This is a genomic window from Sphaerisporangium sp. NPDC049002 (assembly GCF_040649355.1).
Taxonomy (GTDB): Bacteria; Actinomycetota; Actinomycetes; order Streptosporangiales; family Streptosporangiaceae; genus Sphaerisporangium.
On the sequence record NZ_JBEZFH010000171.1, the window covers coordinates 1 to 16764 of the forward strand.

General features: G+C 71.9%; 12 protein-coding genes. 5 read left to right on the forward strand and 7 right to left on the reverse strand.

Annotated elements, in window-relative coordinates; all coding sequences use genetic code 11:
* Window positions 1-1172 (forward strand): NADP-specific glutamate dehydrogenase (gdhA, locus tag AB0B89_RS27220; RefSeq protein WP_358558512.1); only part of this gene is annotated, 1172 nt, incomplete at its 5' end.
* 116 nt (window positions 1173-1288) lie between these two features.
* Here gdhA and hutI read toward each other — a convergent pair.
* The 5 genes from hutI to AB0B89_RS27245 form a co-directional block, all read right to left on the reverse strand.
* Window positions 1289-2467, reverse strand: a complete 1179-nt coding sequence (gene hutI, locus AB0B89_RS27225; RefSeq protein WP_358558513.1) for an imidazolonepropionase — start codon at window positions 2465-2467, stop codon at window positions 1289-1291.
* Window positions 2468-2528: 61 nt separating this feature from the next.
* Window positions 2529-3860: a formimidoylglutamate deiminase gene (locus AB0B89_RS27230; protein ID WP_358558515.1), complete on the reverse strand. Its 1332-nt coding sequence runs from the start codon at window positions 3858-3860 to the stop codon at window positions 2529-2531.
* Entirely contained in the window at window positions 3857-5110 is a 1254-nt protein-coding gene (locus tag AB0B89_RS27235) for an allantoate amidohydrolase (protein WP_358558517.1), read from the reverse strand. The genes AB0B89_RS27230 and AB0B89_RS27235 overlap by 4 nt, the downstream gene beginning before the upstream one ends.
* Window positions 5107-6777: a urocanate hydratase gene (gene hutU / locus AB0B89_RS27240; protein ID WP_358558519.1), complete on the reverse strand. Its 1671-nt coding sequence runs from the start codon at window positions 6775-6777 to the stop codon at window positions 5107-5109. Before hutU ends, AB0B89_RS27235 begins: the two co-directional genes overlap by 4 nt.
* A gap of 117 nt (window positions 6778-6894) precedes the next feature.
* Window positions 6895-7767, reverse strand: coding sequence for a MurR/RpiR family transcriptional regulator (locus AB0B89_RS27245; RefSeq protein WP_358558521.1), 873 nt, complete (start codon window positions 7765-7767; stop codon window positions 6895-6897).
* Between the two features lie 185 nt (window positions 7768-7952).
* Between AB0B89_RS27245 and AB0B89_RS27250 the strand changes: the two genes are divergently transcribed.
* Window positions 7953-9527 carry an aromatic amino acid ammonia-lyase gene (locus tag AB0B89_RS27250; protein ID WP_358558523.1) on the forward strand — a complete coding sequence of 525 codons (1575 nt, stop codon included), beginning with the start codon at window positions 7953-7955 and terminating at the stop codon, window positions 9525-9527.
* Between the two features lie 118 nt (window positions 9528-9645).
* Here the strand turns inward: AB0B89_RS27250 and AB0B89_RS27255 are convergent, their stop codons facing one another.
* On the reverse strand, window positions 9646-10203 hold the full coding sequence (locus tag AB0B89_RS27255) for an EF-hand domain-containing protein (RefSeq protein ID WP_358558525.1): 558 nt from the start codon (window positions 10201-10203) through the stop codon (window positions 9646-9648).
* Window positions 10204-10514: 311 nt separating this feature from the next.
* Here AB0B89_RS27255 and AB0B89_RS27260 point away from each other — a divergent pair, with 311 nt between their 5' ends.
* The gene (locus AB0B89_RS27260) at window positions 10515-13571 is read left to right on the forward strand and encodes an RICIN domain-containing protein (RefSeq protein WP_358558527.1); all 3057 of its coding nucleotides are present in this window, start codon (window positions 10515-10517) and stop codon (window positions 13569-13571) included.
* Window positions 13572-13648: 77 nt separating this feature from the next.
* On the opposite strand, the gene AB0B89_RS27265 is transcribed toward AB0B89_RS27260, so the two are convergent.
* Window positions 13649-15376 (reverse strand): DUF885 domain-containing protein, encoded by a 1728-nt coding sequence (locus tag AB0B89_RS27265; protein ID WP_358558529.1) that lies wholly within the window; start codon window positions 15374-15376, stop codon window positions 13649-13651.
* A gap of 174 nt (window positions 15377-15550) precedes the next feature.
* Between AB0B89_RS27265 and AB0B89_RS27270 the strand changes: the two genes are divergently transcribed.
* On the forward strand, window positions 15551-16330 hold the full coding sequence (locus AB0B89_RS27270; RefSeq protein ID WP_358558531.1) for a DUF72 domain-containing protein: 780 nt from the start codon (window positions 15551-15553) through the stop codon (window positions 16328-16330).
* Between the two features lie 94 nt (window positions 16331-16424).
* On the forward strand, window positions 16425-16764 hold a 340-nt coding region (locus AB0B89_RS27275; RefSeq protein ID WP_358558533.1), incomplete at its 3' end, for a hypothetical protein.

Sequence of the window (16764 nt, forward strand, 5' to 3'; positions counted from 1 at the left end):
GGCAGATCATCTTCCGGGTTCCCTGGGAGGACGACCGGGGCGAGGTACACATCAACCGCGGCTTCCGCGTCGAGTTCAACAGCGCGCTCGGCCCCTACAAGGGCGGGCTGCGCTTCCACCCCTCGGTCTACCTCGGCATCGTGAAGTTCCTCGGCTTCGAGCAGATCTTCAAGAACAGCCTGACCGGCCTGCCGATCGGCGGGGGCAAGGGCGGCTCCGACTTCGACCCGAAGGGGCGCTCCCCTCGCGAGATCATGCGCTTCTGCCAGAGCTTCATGACCGAGCTCTACCGCCACATCGGGGAGCACACCGACGTTCCCGCCGGTGACATCGGCGTCGGGCAACGCGAGGTCGGCTACCTGTTCGGGCAGTACAAGCGCATCACCAACCGCTACGAGTCCGGAGTGATCACGGGCAAGGGCCTCGGTTACGGCGGCGCCCAAGTACGCACCGAGGCCACCGGGTACGGCTGCGCGTTCTTCGTCGACGAGATGCTGAAGGCACGCGGCACGTCGTTCGACGGCAAGCGCGTCGTGGTCTCCGGCTCCGGCAACGTCGCCATCTACGCCATCGAGAAGGTCCAGCAGCTCGGCGGCGTCGTCGTCGCCTGCTCCGACTCCTCGGGGCACATCCTCGACGACAAGGGCATCGACGTCGACCTGCTGAAGCGGCTCAAGGAGGTCGAGCGCGCCCGGTTGCACGTCTACGCCGAGCGGCGCGGCGGGAGCTCCTCCTTCGTGCCCGGCCGGAGCGTCTGGGAGGTGCCGTGCGAGGTGGCCATGCCGTCCGCCACCCAGAACGAGATCAGCGCCGCCGACGCCGAGACGCTCGTCCGCTCGGGCTGCGTCGCGGTCGGCGAGGGCGCCAACATGCCTGCCACCCCGGGCGCCATCCGGGTGTTCCAGCAGGCGGGCGTGTCCTTCGGACCGGGCAAGGCCGCCAACGCGGGCGGCGTCGCGACCAGCGCGCTGGAGATGCAGCAGAACGCCAGCCGTGACTCGTGGACCTTCGACTACTCCGAGCAACGCCTGCGGCAGATCATGCGGGACATCCACGCCCGCTGCCTGGAGAGCGCCGACGAGTACGACATGCCGGGAAACTACGTCGCCGGCGCGAACATCGACGGCTTCAAACGGGTCGCCGACGCGATGCTCTCCCTCGGCCTGATCTGAGCACCTGGTCTGAGCATCCCAGGAGGGAGGTCCTCCCTCCTGGGCGTCAGGGACCTGGTCCGTCGGGCAGTCGAGAACCGGATCGGCTGTGACGAGCCGCCTCCCCCGTCGGCCTGTCAGGCGACGACCGGCTCCCCGTCCTTCCACACGCGGGCGACCAGGGGGACGCCGGGGCGGTACGCCAGGTGGACGTGGGACGGGGCGTCCAGGAGCACGATGTCGGCGCGGGCCCCAGGGGCGAGGTGGCCCACGTCCGTACGGCGCAGTGCCCGGGCGCCGCCCATCGTGGCCGCCCACACCGCCTCCCCCGGCGTCATGTTCATGTCGCGCACGGCCAGGGCGACGCAGAACGGGATGTTCGTGGTGTAGCTCGACCCGGGGTTGCAGTCGGCGGCCAGGGCGACCGTCGCCCCGGCGTCGAGCAGGCGGCGCGCGTCGGGGTAGCGCGAGCGCGTGGAGAACTCCGCGCCGGGCAGCAGCGTCGCCACCGTGTCACCGGAGGCGAGCGCCTCCACGTCGGCGTCGCTCAGATGCGTCACGTGGTCGGCCGACGCCGCCCCCAGCTCCACCGCGATCTCCACGCCGGGACCGGGCCCGAGCTGGCCGGCGTGTACCCGCGGCACCAGGCCCCGTTTCATGCCCGCCGTGAGGATCGCCCTGGTCTGGTCGCCGTCGAAGGCCCCGCGGTCGCAGAAGACGTCGATCCACCTGGCGTGCGGCGCGCACGCGTCGAGCATCGCGCCGCTCACCAGCTCGACGTACGCGTCCGCGTCGCCGCCGTACTCCGGCGGGACCACGTGGGCGCCGAGGTAGGTGACCTCGGCGGTGTGCTCGGCGGCCAGGCGCAGGCTCCGCTCCTCGTCCTCGACCGTGAGGCCGTACCCCGACTTGCACTCGATCGTGGTCGTGCCCGACCTGAGCGCCTCGGACACAAGGCGCCGCAGGTTCGCCCGCAGCGCGTCGTCGGTCGCCGCTCGCGTCGCCGCCACCGTCGTACGGATGCCACCGGCCGTGTACGGGCGGCCGGTCATGCGGGCCTCGAACTCCCCCGTGCGGTCCCCGGCGAAGACCAGATGCGCGTGGCTGTCGACGAACCCGGGGATGACCGCCCGTCCCCCTGCGTCGAACCGCTCACTCGCGGCCCCCTCGGGCACCCGCGAACGCGGGCCCGCCCAGGCCACGCGGCCGTCCTCGACCACGAGCGCGGCGTCGCCCACGATGCCCAGCACGCCCTCCCCGATATCCGGGGCATTGGTGACGAGCGAGCCGATGTTGTCGATGAGAAGGGCACTCATGTCAGCTCCGAAACCACGGTGGCAAGGGCATTCAGGTCTGGATTCGCGGGGCCGGGGGCACTCATGTCAGCTCCGCGATCGCGGCGGTGAGGGCGGCGGGGACGTCGTCCACCAGCAGGTGCCGCCCGTCGGTGACGACGCGGCGGCCACCGGCGACCACCTCGCGGACGTCGGCCGCCGTGGCGGCGAACACCACGGACTCGACCAGGGCGCCCACGGGCGAACCGGCCATCCGTACCGAGTCGAGGGTGACGGTCACCAGGTCGGCGGGGACGCCCACCTCGATGCGGCCCGCCTCCGGCCAGCCGAGCGAGGCGTGGCCGCCCGAGGTGGCCGCCCGCAGCAGGTCGGAGGCGAGCCAGTGCCCCCGTTCACGCGTGGCGAGGCGCTCGTCCAGCTCCACGCCGCGCGCCTCCTCGAAGAGGTCGACGACCGCGTTGCTGTCGCTGCCCAGCGAGAGCGGCGATCCGGCGTCCGCCAGCGCCCGCGCCGGGCCGATGCCGTCCGCGAGGTCGCGCTCGGTGGTGGGGCACATGCACACGCCGGTGCGGGACTCCCCGAGAAGCGTGAGGTCATGCGGGGTGAGGTGGGTCGCGTGAACGGCGGTCGACAGCGGGCCGAGCGCGCCGTGCTCGGCCAGCAGCTCCGCCGGGGTGCGGCCGTAGGCCGACAGGCACGCCTCGTTCTCGGCGACCTGCTCGGACAGGTGGAAGTGCAGCGGCGCCCCCCGCTCGCGCGCCCAGCCGCTCACCGCGCCGATCGCCTCAGAGGGCACGGCGCGCACCGAGTGGACGGCCGCGCCGACGCGGGCGTGCTCGCCGCCCTTCAGCCCGGCGGCCCTGTCCGCCCAGGCTTCCACGTCGCGGTCGCCGAAGCGCAGCTGCGGCCCTTCGAGCGGCATCCCGAAGCCGCCCCGCAAGTAGCAGGTGTCGAGCAGCGTGACGCGGATCCCCGCCTCCGCGGCGGCGGCGATCAGCGCCTCCCCCATGGCGTTGGGCGAGGCGTAGGGCCGTCCCCCGGTGTCGTGGTGGAGGTAGTGGAATTCGCCGACACAGGTCACCCCGGCGAGCGCCATCTCGGCGTAGGCGGCCCGGGCGAGGGCGTGGTAGGTGTCCGGGGTGAGACGGGCCGCGACGTCGTACATCTGCCGGCGCCACGTCCAGAACGTGCCGCGCTCGCGCTGGGTGCGCCCGCGCAGCGCCCGGTGGAAGGCGTGCGAGTGGGCGTTGGCGAGCCCCGGCACGGTCACCCCGCGCAGGTGGACGGCCCCGGGCGGCGGCGTGGCCACCCCCTGGCGTACGGCCGTGACGCGCCCGCCGCCGACCTCGACGACCACCCCGGCCACGGTGCCTTCCCCGCCCAGCCAGGCGTGATCCGCGTAGAAGACGCTCACCACCCCACACCCCCTGCCAGATCCTCCAGCACGGCGGTCAGGGCCACGACCCCCGTCACGCAGTCTTCCGTGCCGGCGTGCTCGGCCGGGCTGTGGCTCACCCCGGTCGGATTGCGCACGAAGAGCATGGCGGTCGGGACGGAGGCCGACAGGATGCCCGCGTCGTGCCCCGCCCCGGTGGGCAGGGCGGGGACCCCGCCCAGCGTCGCGGCGATCCGGTCGCGCAGCCCGTGGCCGAATTCGACCACGGGAGTGGTGGACTCCGCCACGACCTCCACCCGCACACCGTGCTCGGCGCCCGCTTCGCGCGCGGCCTCGGCTATGCGGCCCACCATCGCCTCCACGGTGGCGGCGTCGGGCGCGCGGCCGTCCAGCCAGGCGTCGACCCGTGAGGGGATGGCGTTGGTGCCGTTCGGATCGACGCGCACCTTGCCGAACGTCGCCAGCGCACCGGCCTGCTCCGCCGCCCGCCGGGCGGCGAGCACCGCCGAGGCGAACGGCAGCATGGGGTCGTGCCGGTCGGCCAGCCGGGTGGTTCCCGCGTGGTTGGCCTCACCGTGGAAGGTGCACCGCCACCGGCCGTGCGGCCAGATCGCGCTCGCCACCCCGACCGGCGAGTCCAGGTCGGCGAGCCCGCGTCCCTGCTCGACATGGAGCTCCACGAAGGCTCCGATACGCGCGAGAGCCTGGTCGTCTCGTCCCAGCGTGCCGGGATCGGCGTGCGCCGCCCGCATTGCTTCCGCCAAGGTCACTCCGTCGCCGTCGCGCAGGGCTCGGGCGTCGTCCGGGTCGAGGATCCCGGTGAGCAGGCGGCTGCCGACGCAGGCCACCCCGAAGCGGGCGCCCTCCTCGTCGGCGAAGTTGACCACCGCGATCGGCCGCGCGGGGACGACGCCCCGCTCGCGCAACCCGTCGACGGCGAGGAACGCCGAGACCACGCCGAGCGGGCCGTCGAAGGCGCCGCCTCCGGGCACGCTGTCCAGGTGGCTCCCGGTCACCACGGCGCCGGGGGCGGGAGTTCCCCACCAGGCCCATTGGTTGCCGTTCCGGTCCAGCTCGTACGTCAGGCCGCGCAGCGCCGCCTGTTCCCGGAACCAGTCGCGCAGGGCGAGGTCGACCGGCGTCCAGGCGAACCGCCGGTACCCGCCGGCCCCGCCGTCCCCGATCGCGGCGAGGTCCCTCCACATCCCTTCGAACCGGGCATGGAGCGCCTCCCGTTCACCGCTTTCCAGGCCGGTGTGGCCGGTCACAGGGTTTTCCCGTCCGCCATCGGGACCGCGACGCCGCGCTCGGCGGCGATCTCGGCGGCCCGGTCGTAGCCCGCGTCGACGTGCCTGATGACGCCCATACCCGGGTCGTTGGTCAGGACGCGCTCCAGCTTCTGCGCGGCCAGGGCCGTACCGTCGGCGACGGCCACCTGGCCCGCGTGGATCGAGCGGCCGATGCCGACCCCGCCGCCGTGGTGGATCGACACCCAGGACGCGCCCGAGGCCACGTTGACCATCGCGTTGAGCAGCGGCCAGTCGGCGATGGCGTCGGAACCGTCGAGCATGGCCTCGGTCTCGCGGTACGGCGAGGCGACCGACCCGCAGTCGAGGTGGTCGCGGCCGATGACCAGCGGGGCCCGCAGCTCGCCGGAGGCGACCATCTCGTTGAACCGCACCCCGGCCTTGTCGCGCTCGCCGTACCCGAGCCAGCAGATGCGGGCGGGCAGCCCCTGGAAGGCGACCCGCTCCCCCGCGAGCCTGATCCAGCGGGCCAGCGACTCGTTCTCGGGGAACAGGTCGAGGATCGCGCGGTCGGTCGCGGCGATGTCCCGGGCGTCGCCCGACAGCGCGGCCCAGCGGAACGGGCCCTTCCCCTCGCAGAACAGCGGGCGGATGTAGGCGGGGACGAAGCCGGGGAAGTCGAAGGCCCGCGTGTAGCCGGCGAGCATCGCCTCGCCGCGGATCGAGTTGCCGTAGTCGAAGACCTCGGCGCCCCCGTCCATGAAGCCGACCATGGCCTCGACGTGCGTGGCCATGGCCTCGCGGGCGCGCAGGGTGAAGGCGGCCGGGTCCTTGTCCGCCTCGTCGCGCATGTCCTCGAAGGCCATGCCGAGCGGCAGGTACGACAGCGGGTCGTGCGCCGAGGTCTGGTCGGTGACGATGTCGATCGGCGCGCCCATCGCGAGCAGCCTCGGCAGCACGTCGGCGGCGTTGCCGAGCAGCCCGATCGAGAGCGGTCGCCGGGCGTCCCGGGCCTCGACGGCGAGCCGCAGCGCCTCGTCGATGTCCCGTGCCTCGACGTCGAGGTAGCGGTGCTCGATCCGGCGGGCGATGCGCGAAGGGTCGCACTCGACGCAGATCGCGACACCGTCGTTCATGGTCACCGCCATCGGCTGGGCGCCGCCCATCCCGCCGAGACCGGCGGTGAGCGTGATCGTCCCGGCGAGCGTCCCGCCGAACCGCTTGGCGGCCACCGCGGCGAAGGTCTCGTAGGTGCCCTGCAGGATGCCCTGGGTGCCGATGTAGATCCAGGAACCGGCGGTCATCTGGCCGTACATCGTGAGCCCGGCCGCCTCCAGGCGCCGGAACTCCTCCCAGTTCGCCCAGTCGGGGACCAGGTTGGAGTTGGCGATCAGCACACGGGGCGCCCACTCGTGGGTCCGCATCACGCCGACGGGGCGCCCGGACTGCACGAGCAGCGTCTCGTCCTGCTTCAGGCCCTGGAGCGTGCGCGCGATGGCGTCGAACGACGGCCAGTCGCGCGCCGCCTTCCCCGTGCCCCCGTACACGACCAGCTTGTCCGGATGCTCGGCCACCTCGGGGTCGAGGTTGTTGTGCAGCATCCGGAAGGCGGCCTCCTGCTGCCATCCCTGGCAGGACAGTTCCGCGCCGCGGGGAGAGCGGATGACCCGCCGGACGTCGTCACTCATCGCTGTTCTTCTCCTTGCTCGGCCCGCGTCGCCCGTTCGGGGCGGCGGCTCGGTGATCGAAGACTCTTTGCTGAAAGCATGGTGTCCGCCGGGGGGACCCGGGCGGCGGCCCGCCGCTCATTCGGGCAGGAAGAGCCGGCGTTGCGCGGCACTGTTCTCGAACTCCTCGATGGACGCCTGCTCGCGGGCCGGCAGCGCGTAGATCATGGAGTGGACCAGGGCCGCGCACAGCACGCTGGGCGCGGCCTGCGAGTCGAAGGCGAACTGCGAGCTGACGGGCGCGGTGAGCACCACGTCCGCGTGCTCGGTGAGCGCGCCGACGGAGTTGTCGGTGACCAGCGCCACCCGCAGGCCCACCCGTCTCGCCCAGACGAGCCCGTCGCGCAGCTCACGCGGGTAGCGGGGCAGGCCGAACGCGAGCACCCACCCGGCGCCGGCCTCCCTGGCCCGGCTCAGCGTGTCCTCCAGAGTGGACCCAGGGGTGTCGACGACCCGTACGTCGGGATGCGCCTTGGCCGCCAGGTACCCGAAGAGGTGGGCGAGCGGCGCGGACACCCGCAGCCCGATGACCGGCAGCGGCCGGGACGCCGCCAGGGCCGCCGCCACATCCACGAGCCGCCGGGTGTCGCTGAGGGAGTCACGGAGCGATTCCAGGTTGCGAAGCTCGGAGTCGACCATGGCCTGGACGGGGTTGAGCTCCGCGGGCTCGGCCGCCACGCCGTCGCCGTCGCGCAACGCGGCCCGCAGGTGGTCGCGGAACTCCGGGAAGCCGGTGAACCCCAGCGCGAACGCGAAGCGCGTCACGGACGGCTGGCTGGTGCCGACGGCCTCGGCGATGTCGACGCTGGTGAGGAACACCGCCTCGTGGGGGCGTTCGAGGAGGTGCCGCGCGATCCGGCGCTGCGAAGGCGACAGCCGATGACCTTCGAGCAGCTCCCGCAGACGGGCCGCCACCCGCGACGCGTCCTCGGCCGCCACCCCCTGGCTCACCGGACCACCCACCCCCTCGTCCCTCTCTCCCGCTCGCCCCCCTGCCACCGGGGCTCGGCGTGGCCTGCCTGGTTTCATTCTCTTGCTTCGAATGCATACTTTCATGCAGGATTGTCGATGTATACGTGCATGTCAATGGGTCCGGGCGAAATGCAGAGTAAAGTGCTTGACAAGGGGCTCTCTCGATGACGTCGCGGACGATCACCCTGGACGGGACCCGAACCCGTCCGGCGGACATCACGGACATCGCTTACGCCGATGCCCCGGTCTCCCTTGCCACCGAAGGGCTCGACCGTGCCGCCGCCGCCCACAAGGCCGCCGCAGAGATCGCGCGACGACGGCCCGTCTACGGGCTCAACACAGGGGTCGGCGCCAACCGCACCGAGGACGTCGCCCCCGCCGACAGCGACACCCACGGACTCCGCCTGCTGCGCAGCCACGCCGGCGGCATCGGCCCGCTCGTGCCGGCGCCCCAGGTGCGCGCGATGCTCGCCGTCCGCGCCAACCAGATCCTGGCCGGAGGGGCCGGCCTCCAGCCCGTCTTCGCCGAGGCGCTGGCCCAGGCGCTCAACTCGGGGCACCTCCCCGAGATCCACGAGATCGGGGCCATCGGCACAGGAGACCTCACCGCGCTGGCCGAAGCCGGACTGACCCTCATCGGCGAACGCCCATGGACAGGCGGTCACCTCGGCGAACGTCCATGGACAGGCGGTCACCTCGGCGAACGCCCGTGGACAGGCGGTCACCTCGGCGAACGCCCGTGGACAGGCGGTCACGCCGGAGAGCGCCCCTCGTCCGGCGGGCACGCGGCCGCGCCCGGGCCGATCAGGCTGGAGACCGGAGACGCGCTCGCCTTCTGCAGCAGCAGCGCCCTGACGATCGGCCAGGCGGTGCTCGGCTGGTCGGACATCACGCGCCTGCTGCGGGCGACGCAGGTGGTCGCCGCCCTGTCGCTGATCGCGGTCGACGGGGGCGGAGAGCCGTACGACGAGCAGGTGCACGCCGGACGACCCCATCCCGGCAACGTCGCGGTGGCCGCCGAAATGCGACGGTTGCTGGGCGGACGGGCGGCGCCACCGGCACGCGTCCAGGATCCTTTCGGCTACCGCTGCTTCCCGCAGGTCCACGGCCCGGCCGTGGAGGCCGCCACCGCGCTCGAACGCGTCCTGGACGTCGAGATCAACTCGGCGTCGGAGAACCCGCTGATCTCCGCCGGGAGCGGCACGGTCCACCACCACGGGGGCTTCCACCAGGCGACCCTCGGACTCACCCTCGACCACCTGAGGGTGGCGCTCCTGCACACCGCGCACCTGTCGGCCGCCCGGCTGGCCACCCTGGTCGAACCCGCGTTCACCGGGCTGCGGCCCTTCCTCGCCGAGGGCGCCCCGGCCAGCTCGGGGGTGATGATCCTTGAGTACTCGGCGAACTCGGCGCTGGCCCAGTTGCGCAATGCCGCGTACCCGGCCGCGCTCGGCCACGCCGTGCTGTCGCGGGGCGTGGAGGAGCACGCGAGCTTCGCGGCCCAGTCGGCGCGGCAGACGTTACAGGCCGCCGCGTCCTACCGGCTCGTCCTCGCGTGCGAGCTGGTGGCGGTCGTACGGGCGCTGCGCCAGCGCGGCGTCACCCCCGGCCCGTCGACGCCCACCGGCGCGGCCTTCGCGGCGGCGGCACCCCGGCTCGACCCCCGAGGCGAGGACCGCTCCCTGAGCGCGGACGTCGAGGTGGCCGCCACCCTTCTGGACGCCCTCGCCGAGATCTGACCACCACAGGACGACCCACTCGATGCCCTGGCCGAGATCTGACCACCACAGGACGACACACTCGATGCCCTGGCCGAGATCTGAACAAACTCACCGCGAGGCGGCCGTCCGGGTGGGCTCAATGGCCCTGTGGCACCGGGAGGTCGAAGCGGCCGAAGAGCCAGGTGCCCGGGGCGTCCGGGTCGTCTCCGGCCCAGAACTGCGTCCAGAGCCGGACGAACTCCCCCTGTGAGAGGTAGCCGTCACCATCGGGGTCGAGCAGGGGGAAGATCTCGTCGGTGTCGGTGGCACAGCCGTTCCACGTCTCGATGAGCTGGTTGTACTCGGCCGGGGAGATCCGCCCGTCGCCGTCCTTGTCGACGGCCTGGAACATCGCCTCGGCGGTCCCGGTGACCGCGTCGGACCTGGCGTCAAGCTGGTCGACGACCAGCAGGACCTCCTCAAGCGTGACCTTGTCGTCGCGATCGAGGTCGGAGGCCGCCAGCAGGGCGGTCCACCATCCCATCATGATCGAGGTCAGCCGGGTGTGGCCCGCGGAGCCGGGCGTCACGCCCTGGACCTCGGCCCACCGCTCGGCCAGCGCCGCGAAGTCCTGCTCTCGCAGGAGACCGTCACCGTCGGCGTCCATGGCGTCGAACACTCCGGCGATCTTGCTTCTCTGGAACCCGCTTGCCACGGTTCATCCTTCCGGCCGGCTGTGTGTGGGCGAGAAACGCGCGGCTCCAGAGTGGCCGACCGCCACTCCAGGCGACACTCGCCACAGGGGTCAACTCACGTCCCGCCGGAGTTACCCATTGCTTACCTTCGACAACCCACCGTGCCCACCGGCCGGGCGTCCCCCGCGCGCGACCGGCAAGGCGTGACAGCCTTCAGAGCGGGATGTCAGTGAGCGCGTGAGGCAACATATTTCAACATATATTGACATAATCTCCCGCAGCCCCACAATGAAGTACACATCTCCGGTACCACCCCCCGCCGGGAGAACTCGTGAGAACTTCGCATCGGCTGGCCGCCGTCGCCGTGGCGCTCCTTCTCTGCGTCTGCGGGACGCCGGCCGCTCCCGCCGCCGCCGTCCAGCCGCCGAGCCGCTACCCCCGGACGCCGCAGGGCACCATGTTCCTCGACCATGGCGCGCTGCTCGGCCCCACCGAGGACCCGGCCTGGTTCGAGGCCAACATCCCGTTCCTTGAGGTGCCTGACCAGCAGATCCAGAGCGTCTACTACTACCGCTGGCAGACGTACAAGGAACACCTCGTCTACACCGGCCCGGAGTACGGCTGGCTGTCCAACGAGTTCTTACAGCCCGTCTCCTACGGCGCCCCCTACGGAGGAATCTCCGCCGCCGCGGGGCACCAGATCAGCGAGGGCCGCTGGCTCCGCGATCAGCAGTACGTCAAGGACGTCATCCACTACTGGCTCAACGGGCCTGGCCGGTTCCCGAAGCCGATGGTCGACGCGGTCAACGCCGACACCTCCGACTGGGCGCACGAGTACAGCTTCTGGGCCGCGAGCTCCGTCTGGCAGCAACTGCTCGCCGGCGGCGACCGCGCGTTCACCCTCGCGCAGCAACCCGCGCTGATCAGGCAGTACGACGGCTGGGCCAACCACTTCAACCCCGCGCTCGGCCTCTACTGGCAGGCGCCGGTGTGGGACGCGACGGAGTTCTCCGCCTCGTCGCTGGAGTCCTCCGACCCCTATCACGGCGGCCACGGGTACCGTCCGACGATCAACTCCTACCAGTACGGCGACGCACGGGCCATCGCCCGGATCGCCTCCCTGGCCGGGGACGCCGGCACCGCCGCCGACTTCAACGCCCGCGCCGCGGCGTTGCAGAACGCGGTGCAGGCACGCCTGTGGGACGGCGGACGGCAGTTCTACTACGGCATCGCGCGCGACGGCAATCCGAACCTCGCCAAAACGGGCAGCAGGGAGCTTATGGGCTACCTGCCCTGGGTCTTCGGCCTGGCCCCTGCGGCCAACGCGAGCGCGTTCCAGCAGCTCCTCGACCCGAACGGCTTCGCCGCCGCCTACGGCCCGACGACCGCCGAACGGCGCAGCCCCTGGTTCATGTACCAGGCGGGCTCGTGCTGCCGGTGGAACGGCCCCTCCTGGCCCTTCGCCACGTCGCAGACGCTGACGGCGCTGGCCAACCTGCTGCAGGACTACCCCGCGCAGCCGTACGTCTCCGCCGCCGACTACGTCAACCTGCTGCGCACCTACGCGGCCACGCAGTACAAGAACGGCAAACCGTATGTGGCTGAGGCGCACCACCCGGACAATCCCACCTGGATGTACGACGGCGCCAACCACAGCGAGGACTACAACCACTCGACCTACACCGACAACGTCATCTCCGAGCTGGTCGGGCTGCGCGGCAAGCCCGACGACACCCTTACCGTACGGCCGCTGGCCCCGGCCACCTGGGACTACTTCGCCCTGGAGAACACGCCTTACCACGGGCACAGCGTCACCGTCCTTTGGGACCGCACAGGCGGCAGGTACGGGCAGGGCGCCGGCCTGCGCGTCTACGTCGACGGCGTCCTGGCCGGGAGCCAGGCCGGGCTCGGCGCGATGACCGTCAACGTGGGCGCGCCGATCACCCAGTCCGGAGGCGGCGGCACGGTGAACATCGCCGCCAACGGGCAGCGGTTCGGCTACCATGCGCAGCCGTTCGCCTCCTACACCTCGCCGTACGACAACGTGTGGAACGTCGTCGACGGCCTGGTCTGGCGCCGCGACATCCCGAACAACACCCGCTGGACCAGCTACGGCACGCCCAACGCGAGCGACTCGGTGGGGGTGGACTTCGGCCGCGCCGTGACGGTGCGGGACCTGCGCCTGTGGTTCTACGACGACGGCGGCGGCGTCCGAACACCGGGGAGCTACGACCTGCAGTACTGGACCGGCGCCAACTGGGCGACCGTCCCCGGCCAGGTCCGCACGCCGGGCGTGCCGACCGGCAACGCGCTGAACGAGATCACCTTCCCGCCGATCGACACCTCCCGGCTTCGGGTCGTCGCGCCCAACCCCGGCGGCGGCACCGGCTGGGGACTGTCGGAGTTCGAGGTGTGGTCGCCACCCGTGTTCAAGATCTTCAACGTCGGCAGCGGCAAGCTGCTCGCCGTCCAGAACGCCTCCCAGGACGACAACGCGAACGTGCAGCAGTACGCCGACAGCGGGACGCAGGACCATCTGTGGGAACTGGCCGACGCGGGCGGCGGCTACTACAAGATCCTCAATCTCGGCAGTGGCCTGCAGCTCGCCGTCCAGGACGCGTCGACCACGGCCGGGGCACAGGTGAGGCAGTTCCACGAGAACGGCACGGCCGACCAGGTGTGGAGCCTGGTCGACGCGGGCGGCGGCCGGTTCAAGGTGCGCAACCGCAACAGCGGCCTGCTGCTCGGCGTCGCCGGCGCCTCGACCGCCGACAGCGCCGACATCGTCCAGGTGGCGGACTCGACCGCCGACGACCGGCTCTGGACGTTCCGCGCCGCGGCCCAGCCGTCGCGGCTGACCGACGACTTCGAGACCCAGAGCACCGCCCAGTGGCAGCCCCAGTCGGGCTCCTGGTCGGCCTGCCGCCCCGTGTCATGGGAGCTGTGCTCCACCGGCACCGGCGACAGCGTGACCCTGGCCGGCGGCGCCGGCTGGCGGGCGTACACCGTCGACGCCTCGATCCGAGCGGCCGCGAACCCACCCGACTCGGGCATCGCCCTGCTGGCCCGAGCACAGGACGGCACCCACTACTACCAGGCCGAACTCAAGCGAAACGGCGACGGTTCGCAGGAGTGGATCATCGCCAGGAACGACGGCGGCCAGTGGGCCACCCTCGCCTCCGGGCGTCTGACCTGGCCGTCCGCCACCTACCTGAACCTTCGCTTCGCCGCACAGGGGCACCGGCTGACCATGGGCCTGATGGGCCCCGGCGGCACCTGGCAGACCCTCGGCTCCGCCACCGACACCCGGTACGTCAGCGGCCGCCCCGGCCTGCGCACCTGGGGCCTCACCGGCAGCTTCGACCTCGTCCACGTCCGCTCCGGCTGACCGTGGCCGAGGTCTGGTGAAGTCACCGGCACGTGATCGACCGGCGGGAACAGGCCCTGGCCTGTTCCCGCCGCGGGTCAGGCGGGCACCGAGTCGACCCAGGCGCCCACGATCTGGTCGAGCACGCCGAGCGGCACCGCGCCGTTGCCGAGCACCGCACCATGAAAGCCCCGGATGTCGAACCGGGATCCGAGGCGGTCCTCGGCGAGGGCGCGCAGGCGGCTGATCTCCCGGCGGCCGATCATGTACGCCGGCGCCTGGCCGGGCCACGAGATGTAGCGGTCGACCTCGTTACGGACGTTGGCCTGCGTCGTCGCGGTGTTCTCCCACATGAACCGCCGGGCCTGCTCCCTCGACCAGCCGAGGTGGTGCAGGCCGGTGTCGACCACCATGCGGCAGGCCCTGAGCGCGTCGAACGACAGCATCCCCAGCCGGGTGATGTCCGAGGTGTACAGACCCATCTCGTCGGCCAGCCGCTCGCAGTACAGGCCCCAGCCCTCGACGTAGCCGCACACCTCGGCGTCCAGGAACCGCCGGTACTCCGGCAGGTCGGTCAGCGTCTGCGCGGAGGCGATCTGCAGGTGGTGGCCGGGCGAGCTCTCGTGGAACGCCAGCGCCTCGTACTCGTAGACGAACCGCTCCTGCGGGTCGGTGGTCAGCACGCAGAAGGCGCCAGGACGTGACCCGTCACCCGCCGGCGGCCGGTAGTGCGCGAGCGCGGCGCTGCCCGCCTCGATCGGGTTGATCTCCTCGATGACACAGCCGGCGATGTCGTACGCGGGGAACCAGTCGCCGCGGACCTCCTCCGCGCGGCGCAGCCCGTCGGAGACCATGTCGACGATCTGGGAGCCGGCGCTGAACCGCAGGGACGGGTCGTCGCGCAGCCGGGAGAGGATCTCTCCCACGTCGCTCGTGCCGAGCGCCCTGCCACCCAGCTCGGCCCACTGCGTCCGCAGCTCCGCCAGGCAGTCGAGGCCAATCTGGTGGATCTCATCCGGAGTGAGGTCGGTGGTGGTGTGCCGCCTGACCGCGTTGCGATAGCCCTCCTCGCCGCCTGGGACGAAGCGGATGCCGACCCGGTCGTCGGGACGGGCCACCGGCAGCAGCTCCTCCTCAAGGCCTTCGACCAGGCGCCGCAGCGCGGGGCGTACGGACTGCTCCACGATCTCGGACAGGCGGGCCCGCACCCGGGCCTCGTCGACGTCGTCCGGCAGCCGGGGGCTGAGGAAGGTGTCGTCGGCCAGGCTCAGCGAGAGGTGCCCTTTGATCTGGTCGATGGCCTGGCCGACACCGACGCGGGTCGGGACCCGCCCGTCCGCCTTGGCCAGCCGATGGCGGTCGAGGACCGCGTCGAGGAACGGCGGCAGGGCGGTCAGCCGCTGGGCGTACCGCTCGACGGCCTCGGCGTCGGTGAGCGACGCGGCGGGGACCGCCATGAACATCATCGCCTGCGGCGAGGAGTACCCGGCCGCGGACGCCCCCGTCTCCCACTGCGCGTCCTCCAGATCGGATCGCACACCCCAGGCGAGGCTGCCCAGCACCGCGTGGTTGATCCGGTCGGCATGGTTCAGCCCGGCGGGGTCGATCTCGTCCAGGCGCCGCTCGATGTCCGCCACCTTCGCGACCTCGGCGGCGGTGCCGGCACGGCTCGGGTCAGGCACCAGGCCGTCGAAACCCGAGACGCCGAGCAGCGTGGCGCTGAACGGGTCGGCCGCGTGCTTCACCTGGAAGAACTCCGCGCTGAGCCGGGCGAGCCGGTCATCCGGCCCGGCGGTCGCCTCGGCTGCGGGTTTGTAGTCTGCCACCACTGCTCCTCGCTTCGGTCGTTCACAACACGATCATTGTGAGGCCAAGATTGTCTTAAGTGCCGGAAGTGTCCCGAGGATTTTTCAGGGCCGGCGACCCCGGTGTGGTGCGCGCCGGAGCGGGCATGCATCCTGGCCATACGCAGGCCGTCGACATGGGGTCGGGGGGCGCTCATGTTGCTCGTCGGGACGTCGGGGTGGCAGTACACCCACTGGCGCGGAGTGCTGTATCCGCCCGGGGTGCCGCAGCGCGTGTGGCTTGAGCGGTACGCCGAGTGCTTCGACACGGTGGAGAACAACAACGCCTTCTACCGGCTGCCGTCCCGAGAGACGTTCGAGAGCTGGCGCGAGCGCACCCCTGCCGGGTTCGTCATGGCGGTCAAGGCCAGCCGCTTCCTGACCCACATCAAGCGGCTCAAGGACCCGGAGGAACCGGTCCAGCGGCTGATGGACGCCGCCGGAGGTCTCGGCCCCAAGCTCGGGCCGATCCTGCTCCAGCTCCCCCCGACGCTCCGGGTGGACGCAGACCGGCTCGACACCTGCCTGCGGTGCTTCCCCCGCCACGTGCGCGTGGCCGTGGAGCCCCGGCATCCCTCCTGGTGGACCGGCATCGTCCGGGACGTGCTCACGTCGCACGGCGCCGCCCTGTGCTGGGCCGACGCCCTCGGCCGGCCGCTCACTCCCCTGTGGCCGACCGCCGGATGGGGCTACGTGCGCTTCCACCAGGGCCGCGCCAGCCCGTGGCCCTCGTACGGCGACGCGTCACTGCGGTCCTGGCTGCACCGCGTAAGCGACTCCCTGGACACGGAGTGCGACGTGTACGCCTACTTCAACAACGACCCTGGCGGCGCCGCCGTACGCAACGCCGTACGGTTCGCCGACCTTGCCCGCGCGGAGGGCTGGCCGGTGAGCCGCACCCCGGAGACCCTCCCCGAGAGCGCGGCCGTGAGGTGACGTCTCGCGGCATCTTCCCGCGCCGCGTCTCCATGTGATCACGGTTCCGCGGTCGCCCTGACGGCGAGGGGTCAGATGAGCGAGCATCCCGGACATGGCTGGGGGTCGGCGGCGCCAGGCGATGGTGGCCACCATCGCGGTCTTCCTGGCCTTGACGGTGCTCACCGCGATCCTCATCTTCGTGTTCACCAGGGTCGACATGGGCGAGAAGCCGCACGTCGGCGATGCCGCGAGCGTCCTGCTCGCCGTGGTCCCGCTCGCGGCCGGGCTGATCTTCTGGCTGCGGCGTACCTTGGCGGCCCCGGCCCCGGGGGATATCACCGACGTCAAGACGACCTTGGCAGGGCTGGTGTGCGCCCGGTGGGAGGAGGAGACGGCCATCCGTTCCCAAGGGGCCCCGCGCATCCCGATCGCGTGGCACCTGACCGGGCGAG

Coding starts and splice junctions, on each gene's coding strand:
- AB0B89_RS27270 (WP_358558531.1), top strand. CDS start 15,551: ATGTTGCTCGTCGGGACGTCGGGGTGGCAGTACACCCACTGGCGCGGA.
- AB0B89_RS27250 (WP_358558523.1), top strand. CDS start 7,953: ATGACGTCGCGGACGATCACCCTGGACGGGACCCGAACCCGTCCGGCG.
- hutI (WP_358558513.1), bottom strand. CDS start 2,467: ATGAGTGCCCTTCTCATCGACAACATCGGCTCGCTCGTCACCAATGCC.
- hutU (WP_358558519.1), bottom strand. CDS start 6,777: ATGAGTGACGACGTCCGGCGGGTCATCCGCTCTCCCCGCGGCGCGGAA.